We start from the raw sequence: 17,155 nt of genomic DNA, 5'->3' as shown, positions 1-17,155 counted from the left end.
TCGTCCTCTTCATTGCCGATGACTGTATACTCGTTAAAATGTTTAGACACATTATATGACCCATCGATTCTATAGTCAATACCCAGATTCGGATAAAAAAATACATGTCCGCTTTTGTCCTTCATTTTCCCGGGAACTTTCGGCACACCGCCCACCCCTATTTTCATATGATGACGTATGTCGCTCATGGATGAATTGGGCAGCAGAACGGAGGACAGACTCTATGATTAGATACCGCAGACCCAAGCAGGACGATGCTGTCATCATGCATTTAATCGAGACCCAGCTTGTCCCGCTGTCCCATATGACCAAAAGCCAATTGGAGCAGGTGCGAAAGGATCTTCCCGGACGCATGAACCGAGGCGTGACGCTCATCGCTTCCCCCTACTACGAAGGGGATCCGGTAGGATTTGTCCACTTTATGCTTCACGGCGATCTGCTCTATATCGATATGTTAGCCGTCGCACCCGAATCACAACGCAAAAGATGGGGAAACCTCTTGATGGCCCATGCGGAAAGATTTGCGTTGTCACGCGGGTGCAAACGGTCGAAAGTCATGGTTGATTCCGGGAATGCGAATGGGATGATATTCTACCAAAAGTTAGGATATTTCGATATCAAGTACCACGCCAAAAACCAGTGCCACGAATTGGAAAAGCGGCTTTCCTAGCCGTGCCGAGAACCTCCTGCACTCCCCTTAATAAGTGAACCGGTAATTTAAGGTTTTACCAGAATCCACCGCCGTAAGGATAAGCCCCCGGATATCCGACGGGGCCGTATCCAGGGCCGTATCCGCCGTAAGGTACTCCGCCGTATCCCCCATAAGGGCCGTAGGCGTAAGGGGCCGTTCCAATCGCCAGCAGGTCAAACAAGACGAGCGGAATGATCGCTTTGGTGTGGACCTTTTTCCCTTTTTCGCGCTGCAGAATCAGGCGGTTGCCCGAAATGCGCAGCAATTTTCCGGTCACCAGGCTTCCGTCTTTTTTGGCAGCCACAATATGTTTACCAACAAACTTCTGGGCGTGTTTACGAGTCACAGACTGTTGCATGTAATCCCTCCTCCAATGGTCTTCACATCAATCTATTCGAATGCCCCGCACGGCGCTTGTTCCATAGCCCGGTTCCCGGGAAGATGGGTGAAGCAGGCATCACTGGCGCAAGCATTGGAAGCATGTACTGCTGTCGGGAGAAATCCGCTGCTGCATAAAATGTCATGCCGCCCTGTCAAGTTGGCACTTAATCAAAAAAAGCTGCACTCCAGTTGAATGGAATGCAGCCTCTTTGCGGTTCGATCATTATCTTTTTCCCGGATCGTATGGTTCCCCCAGCGCAGCCGGCGCAGACGAGCGTCCCACGGCCGCCACCAGAACGATAACGGTGAGTACGTACGGAAGCATGTAAATAAATTCCTGCGGAATATCATGCGCCCAATCGAAGAGCTGGAAGTAGTTTCCGATAGCCTGGGAGAAGCCGAAAAATACAGCTGCCCCGAACGCACCGAGAGGATTCCACTTCCCGAAAATCATCGCAGCGATCGCGATAAAACCTTGGCCTGAAATTGTATTATGCGAAAACGTGCTCGTCGTCGTGAGCGTAACCGTGGCTCCGCCGAGCGCAGCCAAAGCACCGCTGATCATGACCCCGATATACCGCATCCGGCGTACTTTGACGCCGACCGTATCGGCGGCGCTTGGATGCTCTCCGACCGCACGCAGACGAAGGCCGAAGGAGGTTTTGTACAAGATATACGAAGCGACGATGACGACAATAATAGCCAGATATGTTGTCGGGTAATTGCTGAATATGCCTTCCCCGATAATCGGAATTTTGGAAAGGAAAGGAATCTTCCACTTTTGGAGACTCTCCATCAGCAGTGGAGTTTCTCCCGCACCTTCAAACATCAGCTTGACCATATACAGCGTGCTTCCCGTTGCCAGGAAGTTGATCACGACGCCGCTGATCACCTGATCCGCCTTAAAGGTGATCGAGGCGACGGCATGAATCAGCGAAGCGACTAGCCCGATCACGATCGCAGCGAGCATGCCGATATAGGGGGAAGCTGCCCCCATCCCGGCATCTTCCGCGTAATAGGAAGCGACGCCGGCCGCAAACGCACCGAAGGTCATCAAACCCTCAATCCCGATGTTCGTTACACCGGAGCGTTCAGAGAAGATGCCGCCCATGGCAGCAAAGATGAGCGCCGTCGAAAAAACGAGCGTCGTATTCAGCAGCTGGCCAATTGTTGTGATCCAATCCATTTTACAACACCTTCTCTTTCTTGCGCTTCAGATAGAAGGGCTTCAGAACCCAGCGCACAATGCCTTGTGCAGCAATAAAGAATATGATGGATCCGATAACGATCCGGATGATTTCCGGCGGCACTTCCGCGCCAAAGCTCATGCCCGCGGAGCCGTAAGTCAGCGTACCGAACAAGGCGGCGGACAGCAGAATGCCGAACGGATGGTTCATGCCGATCAGCGCCACCGCGATTCCGTCAAAGCCGACGCCCGGAGACCCCGTGAAGATCGCCTGGTAATGGAATACGCCAAGCACCTGAAAGGCACCGCCCAATCCGGCAAAAATACCGCTGATGAACATGGCTTTCACGATATTGCTCTTCACGTTCATCCCCGCATATTTCGCGGCATCCCCATTATGTCCTACGGCCCGCAGCTCATACCCCTGCTTGCTCTTCCACATGAACACATAGAAAAACACAGCTGCTAGAATCGCAATGACGGTTCCCCAGTGCATACGCGCATCACTGAACATGTTGGATAGCCAGCCAATCGAAATTGAGGCCGTGTTCTTGATATCTTCTGAACGTTGCTGACCTTCAAGCAGTAAAAAATTATTAACAATATAATTACTTAAGTACAAGCCTGTCCAGTTCAGCATGATCGAAATAATAACTTCGTTCACACCCCGTTTGGCCTTGAGATAGCCGGTAATGCCCGCCCAGATCCCTCCGGCCAATCCGCCGGCGATGATCGCGACGATGGCATGCAAAACGATCGGCAGCCCGGTCAGCTTGATCCCGACCGCTGTCGCGGCGGTCATGCCGACGATGTACTGCCCTTCCGCCCCGATGTTGAACAGGCCTGCCCGAAACGCAAAGGCGACAGCAAGACCGGTCATAATCAGCGGCGTAATTTCGCGGATCGTTTCCCCAAAATCGTACAGGTTTCCAAATACCGTGCTGAACAGGGAACTGTACGCCAGAATCGGATCGTAGCCCCCGATCAGCATAATGATGGCCCCTACGATGAGTCCAAGCACGATCGATACGAGAGGCGTCAACAGGCTGTTGACAGTAAAAATTTTAAATAATTTATTCATTAGGCCTTACCTCCCGCAACCTTGCTGCCCGCCATCATCAGACCCAGCTCCTGGTCATTCGTGTCCTCCGGCCGCACTTCGCCGACGATTTGTCCTTCGTAAATGACCGCAATCCGGTCGGACACGTTAATGATCTCGTCCAGCTCGAAGGAGATCAGCAGCACGGCTTTCCCCTTGTCCCGCTGCGCAACAAGCTGCTTCTGCACAAACTCGATCGCACCGACGTCAAGTCCCCGCGTCGGCTGCGCTGCGATGAGCAGATCCGGATCTTTATCTATTTCCCGGGCTATAATCGCCTTCTGCTGATTACCGCCGGATAAAGCACGAGCCTTCGTCTCAATGCTCGGCGTTCTGACGTCAAATTGCTCGATCAGGCGTTTCGCCTGGTCGTCAATGGCGCTTTTGTTCAGGAAGCCACCTTTGTTGTAAGGGGCTTTATAATACGTTTCCAGCACCATATTTTCACTCATGGAAAAATCAAGGACAAGCCCGTGTTTATGACGGTCCTCCGGAATATGGGATACCCCGCTCTCCGAGATGAAACGCGGTGGTTTGTTCGTAATATCCTTGCCGTTAATTTCGATCAGGCCGCTATCAACCTTGCTCAGGCCCGTCAGCGCTTCGATCAGCTCGCTCTGCCCGTTCCCGTCAACGCCAGCGATACCGAGAATTTCCCCTGCACGCACCTGGAGATCAAGCCCGTTCAGAACGGGAATTCCCTCTTTGTTTTTGGACACTAAATTTTTTACATTTAGCACGGTTTGCTTCGGTACGGACGGCTGCTTGTCCACCTTAAAGGAGACGCTGCGGCCCACCATTTTCTCTGCAAGCTCGTTCGGATTCGTCAGGGACGTCTTCAAGGTGTCGATGACTTTCCCCCGCCGGATGATCGTCACCGTGTCGGAAATTTGCATAATTTCTTTAAGCTTATGCGTAATCAAAATAATCGATTTGCCTTCGGCGACCAAGCGCTTCATAATTCCCATGAGCTCGCCGATTTCCTGCGGTGTAAGCACCGCTGTCGGCTCGTCGAAGATGAGAATGTCAGCGCCGCGGTAAAGCGTCTTCAAGATCTCGACGCGCTGCTGCATCCCGACGGATATGTCGTGAATTTTGGCATGCGGATTAACCCTCAAACCATACTGGTCGGACAGGGCCTTGATCTTGGCAACCGATGCTCTGTAGTTCAGATGCACCCCGGCAATTTTGGGTTCCATCCCCAGAATGATATTTTCGGTTACCGTAAACGGTTGAACCAATTTAAAATGCTGATGCACCATGCCGATACCCAGCTCGATCGCTTTATTAGGACTGTCAATGATGACGGGCTTGCCGTTTACTTCGATACTGCCCTCATCAGGCTGGTACAAGCCAAACACGATGTTCATCAAGGTCGACTTCCCCGCACCGTTCTCACCGAGCAGTGCATGAATTTCGCCCTTGTGCAGCTTCAAGCTGATGGAGTCGTTGGCAACGATGCCGGGAAAGCGTTTGGTAATTTGCTTCAACTCAACGACAGGGGTCGCTGCATCCATGAGATCACCCTTATCACATATTTTGCGGCCTCTGTTTGGGCCATAACGTAAGACAAGGCTAGTCATAATAACCAGCCTTGCCGTTTGGTACACATGAATTATATCGGTTCAAATTATCGTTATGGAATTATTCTTCAGGAACTTTGATCTCGCCGTCGATGATTTTTTTCTTGAATTCATCTACTTTTTTCAGAACGTCTGCAGGAACGTTTTTGCTCGAAGTGTCGGCCAGACCTACGCCGTTTTCCTTCAGGCCAAGTGTCTCGTGACCGCCTTTGAACGTACCGTCGATCACTTCTTTAGTCACTTTATCTACCGCAGTGGTTACGCCTTTAACCATAGAAGTCAGCGTCACTTCGTCGCCAAATTCCAGGGATTGGTCTTTGTCTACGCCGATAACCCATACTTTTTGGCCTGCTTTGTTGCGGGCAATCGCTTCGTTAAATACGCCTGTGCCTGTAGCACCAGCTGCATGGAAAATGATGTCCACGCCGTCGTTGTACATCGTGGCTGCAGCTGCTTTACCTTGGTCAGGCTTGTCAAATGCGCCAGTGTAGTTGATGATCACTTTAGCGTCTGGATTCGCGGCAGTCACGCCCGCTTTAAAGCCAGCTTCAAAACGTTTAATTACCGGAATTTTAGATCCGCCAACAAAACCGATTTTGTTCGTTTTTGTCATGGAGCCCGCTACGACACCAACCAGAAATGCCCCTTCGTTCTCCGCAAACGTCACGGAACGAACGTTAGGCGAATCTACTTCGGCATCAATAATAGCCAACTTAGCATCTGGGTTTTGCGCGGCTACCGTCTTCATGTCTTCACCAAGGTCAAAACCGATCCCCCAAGTGAGGTCATATTTGCCTTTAACATATTTGTTCAGGTTCGGAACATAATCTTCTTTGGACTTACTTTGCAGATACTGGGCTTCGATCCCTTTATCTTTCTTCAATGTTTCCAATGCTTCCCATGCGGATTGGTTAAAGGATTTGTCGTTAACCCCGCCTACGTCAGTCACGAGACCGACCTTCACGCTGGATTTTGCTGCGCCGCCTTCTTCGCTGCCGCCGGACGAGCTGCTCGTATCTTCGTTCTTTTTACCGCAGCCGGCCAGTACAACTGAAAATGCAAGCAGCATAATCAGCGACAATTTGAACATTTTCTTCATTAACTTATAGTCCCCCTAGAATGAATTATATCCTTTCACCTGTCTTCGCCCCTCAGCAATTGATCTATGGTCAATTAATTGCTTGTGAAGGCTTGTTCAAATGTCGGACATTCCACAGAACAGATTATACATTTTACCTACGCCAAAATCCAGCAAATTTACGGCAGAAAATAAAACTTTTTTAGTGAAAAATCAAGGGAAAACGCTTTATTTTGCCATAAATCACACAGCCTGTTATTTCCATGGAAGAGTAGCTGTCCAGAAGTTCACCTAATGTCGATTCTCAAATGAAAAGATGCGTGAAATTAACATTCATACCCATTCATGAGTGCGGCACCCGGTACCTGCGGTTCTAGGTTCTGATTTATGTTAGCTAGCGGGGCTTTTTCTTGTTGGGGATGTTACTGTTATATCTAAAGAAACACGTCTATCGGTGTACGTTCTATGAAGCCAGACCGCTTTTAGCGGAAGTCTTTCTTGCGATATAAGGTAGTTTAGTCTCTGATGTATTTTCTTTCTTATATCTTAAAAAAACCGCCGGTTAGGGCGGTTTTAATATGCATTACAAGTATATTACGCGTTGACTTTCTCTTTGGCAACCGATGCGATCGAGTTGAACGCGTTGATGTCGTTAACGGCCAGGTCAGCCAGCATTTTGCGGTTGATGTCCACGCCAGCCAGTTTCAGACCATGCATCAGTTTGTTGTAAGACAGTCCGTTCATGCGGGCTGCAGCGTTGATACGCACGATCCACAATTTGCGGAAGTTCCGTTTCGTCTGACGACGGTCACGGTATGCGTACACGAGGGATTTCATAACCTGCTCGTTAGCTGTTTTAAAAATGCGGTGTTTGGAACCGAAATAACCTTTTGCAAGTTTCAATACTTTTTTATGTCTACGACGAACGACGAATCCGCCTTTTACTCTTGCCATAATATAAACCTCCCAAAAATGTGTGATTAACTATTTCAAGTTCGCCAAGCCTTGTTTCAAGCGTCTTACGTCCCCCGGCGCCATTTCTGGGTTGCCTGCCAATACGCGTTTAGCGCGCTTGGACTTGTGGGAAAGCAAATGGTTTCTGTAAGCTTTGTAGCGAGTCACTTTACCGGAACCAGTAACTTTGAAGCGGCCTTTAAGGCTGCTGTGTGTTTTCATTTTAGGCATTGTACTTCCTCCTCAGGATCATTGGGCTTTTGGAGCCAAAATCATAATCATGCTGCGTCCTTCCAGCTTCGGCTGACGCTCAACGCTGGAGTGCTCGGCAACTTCTTCCCTTACACGCTCCAGAATCTTCTGGCCGATGCTCGCATGCGCGATTTCGCGTCCGCGGAAACGAACGGAGCATTTGACCTTGTCGCCTTCCTTCAGGAACTTGACGACATTGCGGAGCTTAGTCTGGTAGTCGTGCTCATCAATGTTTGCTCGGAACCATACTTCTTTAATATCAACGATTTTCTGATTCTTCCGGGCTTCCTTCTCTTTCTTCTGCTGCTCGTAGCGGAACTTGCCGTAATCCATGATGCGGCACACCGGCGGCTTCGCCTGCGGCGCCACGTTCACCAAATCCAGATTCAAATCCGCTGCCATCTGCAGAGCCTCACGAAGGGGCTTGATGCCAATCTGTTCGCCTTCAGCGCCTACCAAGCGAACTTCCTTCGCCCGGATCTCCTCATTGATCATATGTTCCTTACTGATAACCGTCCACCTCCAGATCTAATAGGTATTTCTGTGTGCAGAAGCAAAATAAAAAGGGATGCGGGTATCAGCACCCAGCATCCCTATGATCAACTCTTCATGAAATATCGCATTCACAAATCATTGGATCAATAACCCGCCAACCTTCGTCGGTCAGGTGAGAAGCTGGAGCTTCTGCTTTGAATCCATTTCGTATTTAAAGCACTCAAATAATTTAACACAGGGCCCGGACAATGTCAACCTGCTTCCATGCGTTTACCCCTGCTTGCTCTGAACCTCTTCCAGTCTTACCACGCGGGTATGCTGGGTATGGCTCCACTGCTTGTTGTTCTGCGTGAAGAACGCATAGAACGTAATTGGATACCAGGAGATCAGATAGATCGGGAAGAGCACCAGGTATAAATAGACCTTTTTGAAGGTGACCTTCTCCAAAATCATCGCAGCCAGGAACGTAAAGACGTTGGCACCGATCGCCACAAAGCTCAGCCACAACGGCAGATAGCCGTAGAGGTTGGCGATGTTCGGACCGTCGAAGAACGTATTGTCCACCCAGATTGTGGCCGTCATCAGGAATGTCAAGAGAACGATGTATACGTTCGCCCCGTACAGCGCCAAATCCAACTTGACGATGCTGCGTTCCTTGATACTTTGCCAGATCAGCGGGAAGAAATAGCGGCGTGCCACTGTAAAGTGTCCCTGCATCCAGCGCAGGCGCTGTCTTGCGGAAGCCTTGAACGTCAGCGGCTTCTCGTCGAACACCTTGGCGTCGTAGTTGAATTTTGGATAGACGCCGCGCTTCACGCTGCGCATCGTAAACTCCAAGTCTTCAACCAAGCTGGTGGCCCCCCAGCCCATCTCCTTCAGCAGGTTGGTTTCAAAACACATCCCTGTACCGCCGAGGAAGTTGGCCATGTTCATGTTATGGCGCGACAGCTGCCACAGACGGTTGATGTACCAATACGAAATCCCGTAAGCAGCCGTAATCCAGGAATCCTCGGGATTCTTGGTGTCGATGTATCCTTGAATAACGCGTGCGCCGGAGCACAAATCGTCGTTCATTTCTCTCAAAAAATTCGTATCTGCCAGGTTGTCGGCGTCAAACATGACGACCGCATCATACTGGCGGGGCATGGCCCACAATTCCTTCAGCATCCACTCGATGGCGTAGCCTTTGCCGCGAAGGTTGTTGTTGGTTCGTACGCAGGCGTTCATGCCATGCTCGCGCACGATGCGTGCCGTACCGTCCGTGCAGTTGTCACAGATGACAAACACGTCGTACAGCTCCTTCGGATAATTCAGCTGCTTCAAGTTCTCCATCAGAGCCCCGACGACCTGCTCTTCATTGTGCGCTGCAACGAGCACAGCGAAGGACTTGGTCGGTTCAAAATGCTGCTTCCTCTTTTTCCTGTACAGTCCCAAAATGGAAAATACAAACTGGTACACACCGATCGCGGCCAGCAAAACCTGGAGCGCGATAAAAATGGCGTCTAACATGACTCTCAGAACCCCCCTTTTTTACCCCTCATAATCAATGTTTCTCTCTGTAGATAGATTGAACTAAAGTTTGTTGAACTTCCTGTTATAACGGTCCAATACGGCCCTGTAACGTTCATTTCTTTAGTTCATTCTATATAGATTACGGTAAAGCCGTTACCCTTTTCTAATTCTTTATGACCCTTTTGACCTTTTACATTCTTTTACGTTTTGTTAACGCTTCGGATGACCCTATCGATTTTCCACACTTTTCAGTCATTTGTCAAAACCGTAAAACCTCGTAATCGTCTAAAAAAACGGTAATGAGGCGGTTTCCTGACGGTTCAGCCCCTTACGGGCTCCTATTCATGACTGTTAGTTCTTATTTTCATCTCTTTTCCGGGTTTTTATTTCTCAGGTCCCCCCTTTTTTTAGTCATCAGTTTCCATGATTATCGGCATACTTTATAAATAAACGAGATAAAGCCAAGAAAAGTTATACTTTAAACATCAATTCTTAATAAACGGATTGCACCCGTTTGAATCATTGTAAAGGTTCCTCCGGGGGAAGTCAAAGTTGGCCAATTCCTTGCCGGGCCCCATTTTTCCGCGAAAAATGGCTTTGGACAAGATCGGCCGATTCCCGACAAAGTTCTCGGGCGGTGTCAAATAACGACCCGGTATTGGGTTATATATTATAAGAAGGGGACTTACGAAGTTATAGTTTCTGCTCCCTTCGGAAATATGATAAAATTTAGAAAAACATCGCATGAGTTGTCCATGATCTGCCATTATCTCATAGAAGATTGGCTGTACACGGAGGGATGGAATGAGACGTTTGTTCAAGAAACTTCAATTATGGGACCGGCGTCTTTTCCAATGGATCAACGGACGTCTTCATAATCGTTTTTTCAATTTTTGGCTGTATTATTTGACGCATCTCGGAGGGGCTACGTTTACGATCTGCGCCTGCCTCCTGTGCTGGGGCCTGGCCCCGCCGTCATGGAGCACCCAAGGCGCCCAGGCCGCCGTCGCTCTGGCCGTCAGCCACATTCCGGTGGCGGCAGCCAAGAAAATGTATCCCCGTGTCAGGCCGCATCTCGCCCTGCCGGGAACCCGCACCTTTCGCAAGCCGCTGGTGGACCATTCGTTTCCATCCGGGCATACGACGGCAGCATTTTCCTTGGCAGTTCCTATGATGATCGGGCATCCTGAGTGGACCGCGCTTTTTTTGGCTTTAAGCCTCGTGGTCGGATTTTCCCGGATGTATTTGGGACTTCATTACCCATCCGATGTGCTTGCGGGAGCTGTAATTGGTACTTCCGTAGCTACAGCAACAGTTGCATTGTGGCCCTAAAGTCGATATGGTGGGTATAAGGAAAAACATGCAGGAACAGGTGAATTGAGAGTGATGAAAAAAAGAGTATTGTTATTATCTGAAGGCTTCGGTGCGGGACATACTCGAGCTGCTTACGCACTCTCAAGCAGTCTGCGCAAGCTGTCGCCGAGTGTGCAAACCAAAGTGCTTGAGCTCGGAAGCTTCCTGAATCCCAAGGTCGCACCGCTCATTATTACCGCCTACAAGAAAACCGTTCTTTCGCAGCCGAGGCTGGTTGGAATGATGTACAGGCACCAGTATAAAAAGTCACTGAACCGGTTTACGACATTAGCGCTTCACCGCATTTTTTATACACATACCAAAAATATCGTCAATCAGCTGCGGCCCGACATCGTCGTCTGCACGCATCCGATTCCAAGCGCGGTCATTTCCCGCTTGAAACGGCTCGGTTCGAACATTCCGCTGTGCACGGTTATTACGGATTACGATGCCCACGGCACCTGGATCAGCCCGGAAGTGGACCGCTACCTGGTCTCCACCCAGGAAGTGAAATCGAAAATGCTGGAGCAGGGCGTTGCCGCATCCAAAATCGAGGTCACCGGTATTCCGGTGCATCCGAACTTCTGGGAGCATCCGGTCAAGGAAGAGATCCGGGAGAAGTTCGGGCTGAAGAACATGCCCACGGTGATGGTCATGGGCGGCGGCTGGGGCATTATGAATGACGAAGTCATCAACAATTACCTGACCCGCTGGAGGGACCAGATTCAAATCGTGTTCTGCCTCGGCAACAACGAGAAGGTCCTACGCAAGCTCGAACAGGATCCGAGCTACAACCATCCCAACATCCGGCTGATCGGGTTTACCCCCGAGGTCGATAAGCTGATGGAAGTTTCTGATCTGCTCGTGACGAAGCCTGGCGGCATGACCTGTACGGAAGGTTTGGCCAAGGGCATCCCAATGCTCTTCCATCACCCGCTCCCCGGACAGGAAGAAGAGAACTGCCAGTACTTCACCGCCCAGGGCCTTGGAGAGCCGATATCCTCTCTGGAGGTCATCACGAAGTGGATGAACAAATTGATTCACGAATACGATTCGATCCAGCAGCGCCGCGAAGAGCAGCTGAAGAGCATTGACCGCTACCGGCCGATGCAAAGCGCCCAGAGCATCATCGACATGCTGGAATCAAATAAGGTGCCTTCCTGAGGGAAGGCACCTTATTTCGTATCTATGGTCGCTCGATGGAGACCTCTTCCGGCTGCCCCGGCTTGTCCGGCCGCAGCCCGTATTTGTCCAGCCGCTGTTTCTGATACCGGCTAAGCGCTTCCTTGCCCACAATCACCTCACAGCGGTGAATGTTGATGCCCTGGCCCACAAATTTAGTCTCATACTCGGTCATGACATGCTCTTCGTTTGGTCCCTCGCGGTGCAGATTCAGCGAGATATTCGTCATCTGCAGACCGTAATCCGCAAAGGAATTCAGCGAAAATTCAAACAGCGTCTGCGAGTCGGTCTTCAGATGAATTTCACCGTTATCGTTGAGCAGACCGCAGTATTTGTCGAGGAAACGGGGATGTGTCAAACGGCGGCGGGCATGTCTGGCCTTCGGCCAAGGATCGCTGAAATTCAGGAAAATCCGCTCGAGTTCTCCCGGCGCAAACACTTCCTCCGCATATTCGACATTGGCCAGCGCCAGCCGCAGATTCGGCGGATATTCGACCTCCCGTTCGGCCCAGGCGAGCTTGGCTTTCTCGCTGGCCCGGCGAATCAGTTCATCATACATATCGATGCCTATAAAATTAATGTCCGGGTTGCGATAGCTCATCTGGCTGATAAACTGTCCTTTGCCCATGCCAAACTCCACGTAGATCGGCCGGTCGTTGCCAAAGAGCGATGACCATTTTCCTTTATACGACCGGGGGTCCAGAACGACGAAGCCCTGCTGTTCTTCCAGACTTTCCCGGATTCCTTTTCTTCCGCGTAAACGCATCTCATACCTCCGCTAGTTATACTTCCGTCCTGCCGCGGCACTTGCGGCTACTGCAATATTGTGCCGAACTTAATCCGAAATGTAAAGAGGGAAAGCTTGACTCGCCCCAAAAGAAAAAGAATCCCGGTCTCTCTCATGCGAACACGAGGAATACGGAATTCTTTTCCATTATCTATTTGGAATTGGGGTCCAACGGTTTCATTGTTGATAGTCTACCGCATCTTGATGCTGAAAATCAAATGTCTTTTCGAAGGCGTTGCGAATTTTGCGACGGGCAGCCGCTTTCACTTCCGGATTGCCGTTAAACTCTACGCCTGTCAGGGCAAGCGCCTCATCAGGAGTCAGCTCTACAGAAATCTTGCCTTTACCTTGTGTCTCAGCAGTTGAAGAATTCATCATTATCACCTCACGGTTAATATGTTGGCCATGACGTCACGCTTTTATGAATTCTATAAAATATTTACCCCGAAAACGGGGTGCTGACGCTAATTAAAATATAACACTTCATGTAAGTTTTATCAATGGAATATTCGCCTGATTAGCGGCATAGCGGCGCTGTTTTTGAAACATTTTTTTGCAGTCTATGAACTTGAAATATCCGGGTATTTCGCCCCGATTCATGGAGAACCTTTATATTAAATAACGGCTCAAAATCCAAGGGGAGAAAAGCCCGTAAGTCTCAGCGTTTCCCCCGGGCCTCCTCATACCCTTTAGGCCTGATTTTTGTTACAATAGAGCAAGCGTAAGCCGCAATGCACAATAAAGGAGTACCATCCATGAACAGCCCAACCCTTTCTTCTCCCCTGCTGTGGGGCGATAAAAGATTCCATACGTGGAATTACGAGATGCGGGAACTGTTTAACGATAAAGTGTTCAAGGTCATGCTGGATGCCGGATTCACCTGCCCCAACCGCGACGGTTCAATCGCAAGGGGCGGCTGCACCTTCTGCAGCGCCCGGGGCTCGGGCGATTTTGCCGGCAGCCGGCGCGACGACCTGATCACCCAGTTTAACAGCATCCGGGATAAACAGCATGAGAAGTGGCCGAGCGCCCGATATATCGGTTATTTCCAGGCCTATACCAACACGTACGCCCCCGTCGATGTGCTGCGCGAGTACTATGAAGTCATTTTAGAACAGCCGGGCGTTGTTGGCTTATCGATCGCCACGCGGCCGGACTGCCTGCCGGACGATGTGATCGAGTATTTGGCCGAGCTGAACGAGCGGACCTATCTGTGGGTCGAAATGGGGCTGCAGACCATTCACCAGGAGACATCCGATCTGATCAACCGTGCGCATGACACCCAGTGCTTCATCGACGCCGTGGAGAAGCTGCGGAGGCATGGCATCCGGGTATGCGCGCATATCATTTACGGCCTCCCGCAGGAAACCCACGAAATGATGCTGGAGACCGGGCGCGCCGTGGCGAACATGGACGTTCAAGGCATCAAAATCCATCTGCTTCACCTGATGAAGGGTACGCCGATGGTCAGGCAGTATGAAGCGGATCTGCTCCGCTTCCTGGAACAGGATGAATATATTAAGCTGGTCGCGGACACGCTTGAATTTCTGCCGCCCGAAATGATCGTTCACCGCCTGACGGGCGACGCCCCGCGGAAACTGCTGATCGGCCCAATGTGGTCTCAGGAGAAATGGGAAGTGCTGAACGGCATCGACGCCGAGCTTGAGGCACGGGACAGTTGGCAGGGTAAGTATTGGAGGAAAGTATAGCATGGGGTTTCTTTCCGTTCTTAGCTTTGCCCACAAACAAATCGCCGAGCGTCTGAGTCCCGGGGATATTGCCGTGGATGCCACGATCGGTACAGGGGCCGATACGCTCTTTCTGGCCAAGACGGTCGGTCCCAAGGGGCACGTCTACGGCTTTGACGTGCAGGAGCAGGCGCTGACCCTGACCCGGCAGCGGCTGGCGCAGGAAGCACCGGAGCGGATCGCTCCGGTGACGCTGTACCTGCAGAGCCATGCCGCGATGCGGGAGGCGCTGCCGGAGGGCGTGCACGGCCGGGTCGGGGCGGTGATGTTCAACCTCGGCTACCTGCCTGCCGAGGAGGCGGACAAAGCCGTCATCACCACGCCGGACAGCACGATTGAAGCGCTGGAAGCCGGCTTGTCCCTGCTGAGACGGCGGGGCATTATGACGGCCGTGCTGTATCCGGGCCATGCCGGCGGCGATCTGGAGGCTCAGACGGTAACGGCTTGGGCCACCGCCCTGCCGCAGTCGTCGGCCCAAGCCGTCATATACAGGCAGCTGCAGCGCACGGATGCCCCTTATGTCATTGCGCTGGAGAAAAAATAGCGCGCTGGCCGCTGATGCGGCTCGTGCCGCGAGCTTCCGCCTCACTGGGAGGCGCGGCATACTGAAACACTTTGAAACCGTTGTGCCCGGGGCCCGGCCGCCCTCTTCATCCGGATTGATTCCGGTCCAAGTAGATCAGCCCGGCCCAAGGTATTGTTTTACATAGTAGCGGTTTATCCCAAGCGATCACACGAACCCAAGAAAGGAACGATGAAGACATGACACAACCTTATCCATTATTATTTCAGCCGGAGTTTAAAGAACGCGTATGGGGAGGCCGGGCGCTCGAGCAGTTTGGGCTGCAGATTCCGGAGGGACATATCGGCGAGGGCTGGATGATCGCCGATCATCCGAACGGCACGACAACCGTGATTAACGGCGAGCTGAAAGGCCAAGGCCTGGACCAGGTCCGCGAACAATTCGGCAAGGAATGGTTCGGCGCCAAGGGATTTTCCGAGAAAAACGGCCGTTTCCCGCTCCTGATCAAGCTGCTGGACTGCAATGACGACCTGTCGGTCCAAGTGCATCCGACTGACGACTATGAGGGGCTGCCGAAAGGCGAGCTGGGCAAGACGGAAATGTGGTACGTGCTGGACGCCAAGCCGGACGCCAAAATCATCTACGGCCTTAAGGAAGGCGTTACACGCGAGGCGATGAAAGAAGCGCTCGAGAACGGAACCGTCATGGACAGCCTGCAGGAAGTTTCCGTCGAAGCCGGAGACACGTTCTATATCCCTGCCGGCACGGTGCATGCGCTGTGCGCCGGTGTAGTCGTGGCTGAAATCCAGCAAAACTCCGATACGACATATCGCCTCTACGACTACAACCGTCCGGGATTGGACGGCAAGCCGCGCGAGCTGCACATTGAAGATTCGCTGAACGTCATCGCCTACGAAGGATCCGGCGCCACAACGATGAAGACCGCCGGCAGCGCTGCAGGCGAATGGCTGCAGCTGGCGAAGTCCCCTTATTTCATCGTGGAAAAGGGAATCGTGGACGGAGCCTGGAGCCTCTCCACCACGCCGGACAGCTTCACCATCTTGGTCGTATGCGACGGCAGCGGCTCCATCGCCTGGGACGGCGGCTCGCAGGACTACAAAGCCGGCCAGTGCTTCCTGCTACCGGCTAATCTCGGTCAATATGAGCTAAAAGGAAATGCTACCGTTCTTCGTTCCTACCTACCTTAAGCCTATAAGGCGCGGGGCATTTCTTCTGATTCATCTGTCATTCACGAAAGAATGAAGGAGTGACCTCCATTGCGGGAACAAACGTTTACGATGACGGATCCGCTGGGCACGCAGATCCATGTCTATGCCTGGCTTCCCGACGAGCCGGCTGGAGTGAAGGCCGTCCTGCAGATCACCCACGGCATGTGCGAAACGGCCGAACGCTACAAACGGCTCGCCGCGCTGCTGACGCGGTTCCGCTATGCCGTATATGCCCACGACCAGCGCGGGCACGGCTTGACCGCCGGCAGTGTGGAGCGGCTCGGCCATACCGGCAAGGGCGGCTTCCGGCATATGCTCCAGGACATCCAGCAGCTCGGCGGCATCGTTCGTGACCGGCACCCGGATATTCCCCATTTTTTGATGGGGCACAGCATGGGGTCGTTCCTCGTGCAGCGGGTGATGGAGACGGACGGCGGACCGTATACCGGCTTTGTTCTGTCCGGCACGAACGGGCCGCGGAGCATGCTGAACGCCGGCAAAGCGGTCGCCAGGCTGCAGGGCGCACTCCAGGGGGAGTCGCACCGCAGCATCCTGCTGAACGCAATGGTCTTCGGCAGCTACAACCGCAGCTTTGCCCCGACCCGGACGCGGTTTGACTGGCTCTCCCGGGATCCGAAGGAAGTCGATAAATACATTGAAGATCCGTACTGCGGAGCCATTTGCACGACCTCATTCTTCTACGACTTCTTCAGCCTGCTGCAGGATATTCAAAATCCCGGCAGCTATGACGGCATTCCCCGGGATAAGCCGGTGTACCTCTTCAGCGGGGAACTCGATCCGGTCGGGGAACAAGGCAAGGGCGTCCGGCGGCTGGAAGACATTTATCGCAGCATCGGCATCAAGGACGTGGAATGCAGGCTGTACCCGAACGGACGCCATGAAATGCTGAACGAGATGAACCGGGACGAGGTCATGACCGAGCTGCTCGATTGGCTAGAGCGGCATGTGTAGTGCCCTTCCCCTACTTCGAAGAAATACTCGCAGGTTCAAGGCCTGAATGAAGAAAAGCCGCTGCACGGTGGTCATAACCCCGTGCAGCGGCTTTTCTTTGCATATGATCGACGCTCAAAATTTGCCGATC

At 51.9% G+C, this 17,155-nt stretch carries 18 protein-coding genes; 7 read left to right on the top strand and 11 right to left on the bottom strand.

What is annotated here, in order from left to right; translation table 11 throughout:
• Positions 1-223 precede the first annotated feature (223 nt).
• Entirely contained in the window at positions 224-670 is a 447-nt protein-coding gene (locus ABIE48_RS03140; protein ID WP_192716460.1) for a GNAT family N-acetyltransferase, read from the top strand.
• Positions 671-725: 55 nt separating this feature from the next.
• Here ABIE48_RS03140 and ABIE48_RS03135 read toward each other — a convergent pair whose 3' ends face one another.
• From ABIE48_RS03135 to ABIE48_RS03095, 9 genes are all read right to left on the bottom strand, one after another.
• Positions 726-1,049, bottom strand: coding sequence for a hypothetical protein (locus ABIE48_RS03135; protein WP_192716459.1), 324 nt, complete (start codon positions 1,047-1,049; stop codon positions 726-728).
• Between the two features lie 246 nt (positions 1,050-1,295).
• Positions 1,296-2,258, bottom strand: a complete 963-nt coding sequence (locus ABIE48_RS03130; RefSeq protein ID WP_094595544.1) for an ABC transporter permease — start codon at positions 2,256-2,258, stop codon at positions 1,296-1,298.
• 1 nt (position 2,259) lies between these two features.
• Positions 2,260-3,339 (bottom strand): ABC transporter permease, encoded by a 1,080-nt coding sequence (locus ABIE48_RS03125; protein ID WP_145025521.1) that lies wholly within the window; start codon positions 3,337-3,339, stop codon positions 2,260-2,262.
• Positions 3,339-4,874 carry an ABC transporter ATP-binding protein gene (locus ABIE48_RS03120; RefSeq protein ID WP_192716458.1) on the bottom strand — a complete coding sequence of 512 codons (1,536 nt, stop codon included), beginning with the start codon at positions 4,872-4,874 and terminating at the stop codon, positions 3,339-3,341. Before ABIE48_RS03120 ends, ABIE48_RS03125 begins: the two co-directional genes overlap by 1 nt.
• Positions 4,875-5,001: 127 nt before the next feature.
• Positions 5,002-6,039 (bottom strand): BMP family lipoprotein, encoded by a 1,038-nt coding sequence (locus ABIE48_RS03115; protein ID WP_192716457.1) that lies wholly within the window; start codon positions 6,037-6,039, stop codon positions 5,002-5,004.
• A gap of 573 nt (positions 6,040-6,612) precedes the next feature.
• Positions 6,613-6,972, bottom strand: coding sequence for a 50S ribosomal protein L20 (gene rplT / locus ABIE48_RS03110; RefSeq protein ID WP_076173244.1), 360 nt, complete (start codon positions 6,970-6,972; stop codon positions 6,613-6,615).
• A 30-nt stretch (positions 6,973-7,002) separates the two neighbouring features.
• Positions 7,003-7,203 (bottom strand): 50S ribosomal protein L35, encoded by a 201-nt coding sequence (rpmI, locus tag ABIE48_RS03105; protein ID WP_076173245.1) that lies wholly within the window; start codon positions 7,201-7,203, stop codon positions 7,003-7,005.
• 18 nt (positions 7,204-7,221) lie between these two features.
• Positions 7,222-7,719, bottom strand: a complete 498-nt coding sequence (infC, locus tag ABIE48_RS03100) for a translation initiation factor IF-3 (RefSeq protein WP_076173246.1) — start codon at positions 7,717-7,719, stop codon at positions 7,222-7,224.
• A gap of 270 nt (positions 7,720-7,989) precedes the next feature.
• A complete protein-coding gene (locus tag ABIE48_RS03095) occupies positions 7,990-9,228 on the bottom strand; it encodes a glycosyltransferase family 2 protein (RefSeq protein ID WP_076173247.1) in 1,239 nt (412 codons plus the stop codon).
• Between the two features lie 807 nt (positions 9,229-10,035).
• On the opposite strand from ABIE48_RS03095, the gene ABIE48_RS03090 reads away from it, so the two are divergent.
• Together ABIE48_RS03090 and ABIE48_RS03085 are read left to right on the top strand one after the other, a co-directional pair.
• Positions 10,036-10,563, top strand: coding sequence for a phosphatase PAP2 family protein (locus tag ABIE48_RS03090; protein WP_076173248.1), 528 nt, complete (start codon positions 10,036-10,038; stop codon positions 10,561-10,563).
• A 51-nt stretch (positions 10,564-10,614) separates the two neighbouring features.
• Positions 10,615-11,748, top strand: coding sequence for an MGDG synthase family glycosyltransferase (locus tag ABIE48_RS03085; RefSeq protein ID WP_116232134.1), 1,134 nt, complete (start codon positions 10,615-10,617; stop codon positions 11,746-11,748).
• Positions 11,749-11,770: 22 nt separating this feature from the next.
• Here ABIE48_RS03085 and trmB read toward each other — a convergent pair whose 3' ends face one another.
• Both trmB and ABIE48_RS03075 read right to left on the bottom strand, forming a co-directional pair.
• Complete coding sequence (gene trmB, locus ABIE48_RS03080; protein WP_145025527.1) at positions 11,771-12,532, bottom strand: tRNA (guanosine(46)-N7)-methyltransferase TrmB; 762 nt, start codon at positions 12,530-12,532, stop codon at positions 11,771-11,773.
• A 198-nt stretch (positions 12,533-12,730) separates the two neighbouring features.
• Positions 12,731-12,928, bottom strand: a complete 198-nt coding sequence (locus ABIE48_RS03075) for a hypothetical protein (RefSeq protein ID WP_076173251.1) — start codon at positions 12,926-12,928, stop codon at positions 12,731-12,733.
• Positions 12,929-13,308: 380 nt separating this feature from the next.
• On the opposite strand from ABIE48_RS03075, the gene mnmL reads away from it, so the two are divergent.
• From mnmL to ABIE48_RS03055, 4 genes are all read left to right on the top strand, one after another.
• Positions 13,309-14,262, top strand: coding sequence for a tRNA modification radical SAM protein MnmL/YtqA (gene mnmL, locus ABIE48_RS03070; RefSeq protein ID WP_192716456.1), 954 nt, complete (start codon positions 13,309-13,311; stop codon positions 14,260-14,262).
• 1 nt (position 14,263) lies between these two features.
• On the top strand, positions 14,264-14,845 hold the full coding sequence (gene mnmM / locus ABIE48_RS03065; RefSeq protein ID WP_192716455.1) for a tRNA 5-(aminomethyl)-2-thiouridylate-methyltransferase MnmM: 582 nt from the start codon (positions 14,264-14,266) through the stop codon (positions 14,843-14,845).
• Positions 14,846-15,063: 218 nt separating this feature from the next.
• On the top strand, positions 15,064-16,032 hold the full coding sequence (locus tag ABIE48_RS03060; RefSeq protein ID WP_116232131.1) for a type I phosphomannose isomerase catalytic subunit: 969 nt from the start codon (positions 15,064-15,066) through the stop codon (positions 16,030-16,032).
• A gap of 69 nt (positions 16,033-16,101) precedes the next feature.
• Complete coding sequence (locus ABIE48_RS03055) at positions 16,102-17,025, top strand: alpha/beta fold hydrolase (RefSeq protein ID WP_192716454.1); 924 nt, start codon at positions 16,102-16,104, stop codon at positions 17,023-17,025.
• Positions 17,026-17,155: the final 130 nt, after the last annotated feature.

Source organism: Paenibacillus sp. OAE614 (assembly GCF_040546645.1).
Taxonomy (GTDB): Bacteria; Bacillota; Bacilli; order Paenibacillales; family Paenibacillaceae; genus Paenibacillus_AQ; species Paenibacillus_AQ favisporus.
This window is presented reverse-complemented; position numbering and strand designations above follow the sequence as displayed.

What these genes read in the sequence shown, in the direction of transcription:
- ABIE48_RS03140 (WP_192716460.1), top strand. Translation starts at nt 224, where the DNA reads ATGATTAGATACCGCAGACCCAAGCAGGACGATGCTGTCATCATGCAT.
- ABIE48_RS03135 (WP_192716459.1), bottom strand. Translation starts at nt 1,049, where the DNA reads ATGCAACAGTCTGTGACTCGTAAACACGCCCAGAAGTTTGTTGGTAAA.
- ABIE48_RS03130 (WP_094595544.1), bottom strand. Translation starts at nt 2,258, where the DNA reads ATGGATTGGATCACAACAATTGGCCAGCTGCTGAATACGACGCTCGTT.
- ABIE48_RS03125 (WP_145025521.1), bottom strand. Translation starts at nt 3,339, where the DNA reads ATGAATAAATTATTTAAAATTTTTACTGTCAACAGCCTGTTGACGCCT.
- ABIE48_RS03120 (WP_192716458.1), bottom strand. Translation starts at nt 4,874, where the DNA reads ATGGATGCAGCGACCCCTGTCGTTGAGTTGAAGCAAATTACCAAACGC.
- ABIE48_RS03115 (WP_192716457.1), bottom strand. Translation starts at nt 6,039, where the DNA reads ATGAAGAAAATGTTCAAATTGTCGCTGATTATGCTGCTTGCATTTTCA.
- rplT (WP_076173244.1), bottom strand. Translation starts at nt 6,972, where the DNA reads ATGGCAAGAGTAAAAGGCGGATTCGTCGTTCGTCGTAGACATAAAAAA.
- rpmI (WP_076173245.1), bottom strand. Translation starts at nt 7,203, where the DNA reads ATGCCTAAAATGAAAACACACAGCAGCCTTAAAGGCCGCTTCAAAGTT.
- infC (WP_076173246.1), bottom strand. Translation starts at nt 7,719, where the DNA reads ATGATCAATGAGGAGATCCGGGCGAAGGAAGTTCGCTTGGTAGGCGCT.
- ABIE48_RS03095 (WP_076173247.1), bottom strand. Translation starts at nt 9,228, where the DNA reads ATGTTAGACGCCATTTTTATCGCGCTCCAGGTTTTGCTGGCCGCGATC.
- ABIE48_RS03090 (WP_076173248.1), top strand. Translation starts at nt 10,036, where the DNA reads ATGAGACGTTTGTTCAAGAAACTTCAATTATGGGACCGGCGTCTTTTC.
- trmB (WP_145025527.1), bottom strand. Translation starts at nt 12,532, where the DNA reads ATGCGTTTACGCGGAAGAAAAGGAATCCGGGAAAGTCTGGAAGAACAG.
- ABIE48_RS03075 (WP_076173251.1), bottom strand. Translation starts at nt 12,928, where the DNA reads ATGAATTCTTCAACTGCTGAGACACAAGGTAAAGGCAAGATTTCTGTA.
- mnmL (WP_192716456.1), top strand. Translation starts at nt 13,309, where the DNA reads ATGAACAGCCCAACCCTTTCTTCTCCCCTGCTGTGGGGCGATAAAAGA.
- mnmM (WP_192716455.1), top strand. Translation starts at nt 14,264, where the DNA reads ATGGGGTTTCTTTCCGTTCTTAGCTTTGCCCACAAACAAATCGCCGAG.
- ABIE48_RS03060 (WP_116232131.1), top strand. Translation starts at nt 15,064, where the DNA reads ATGACACAACCTTATCCATTATTATTTCAGCCGGAGTTTAAAGAACGC.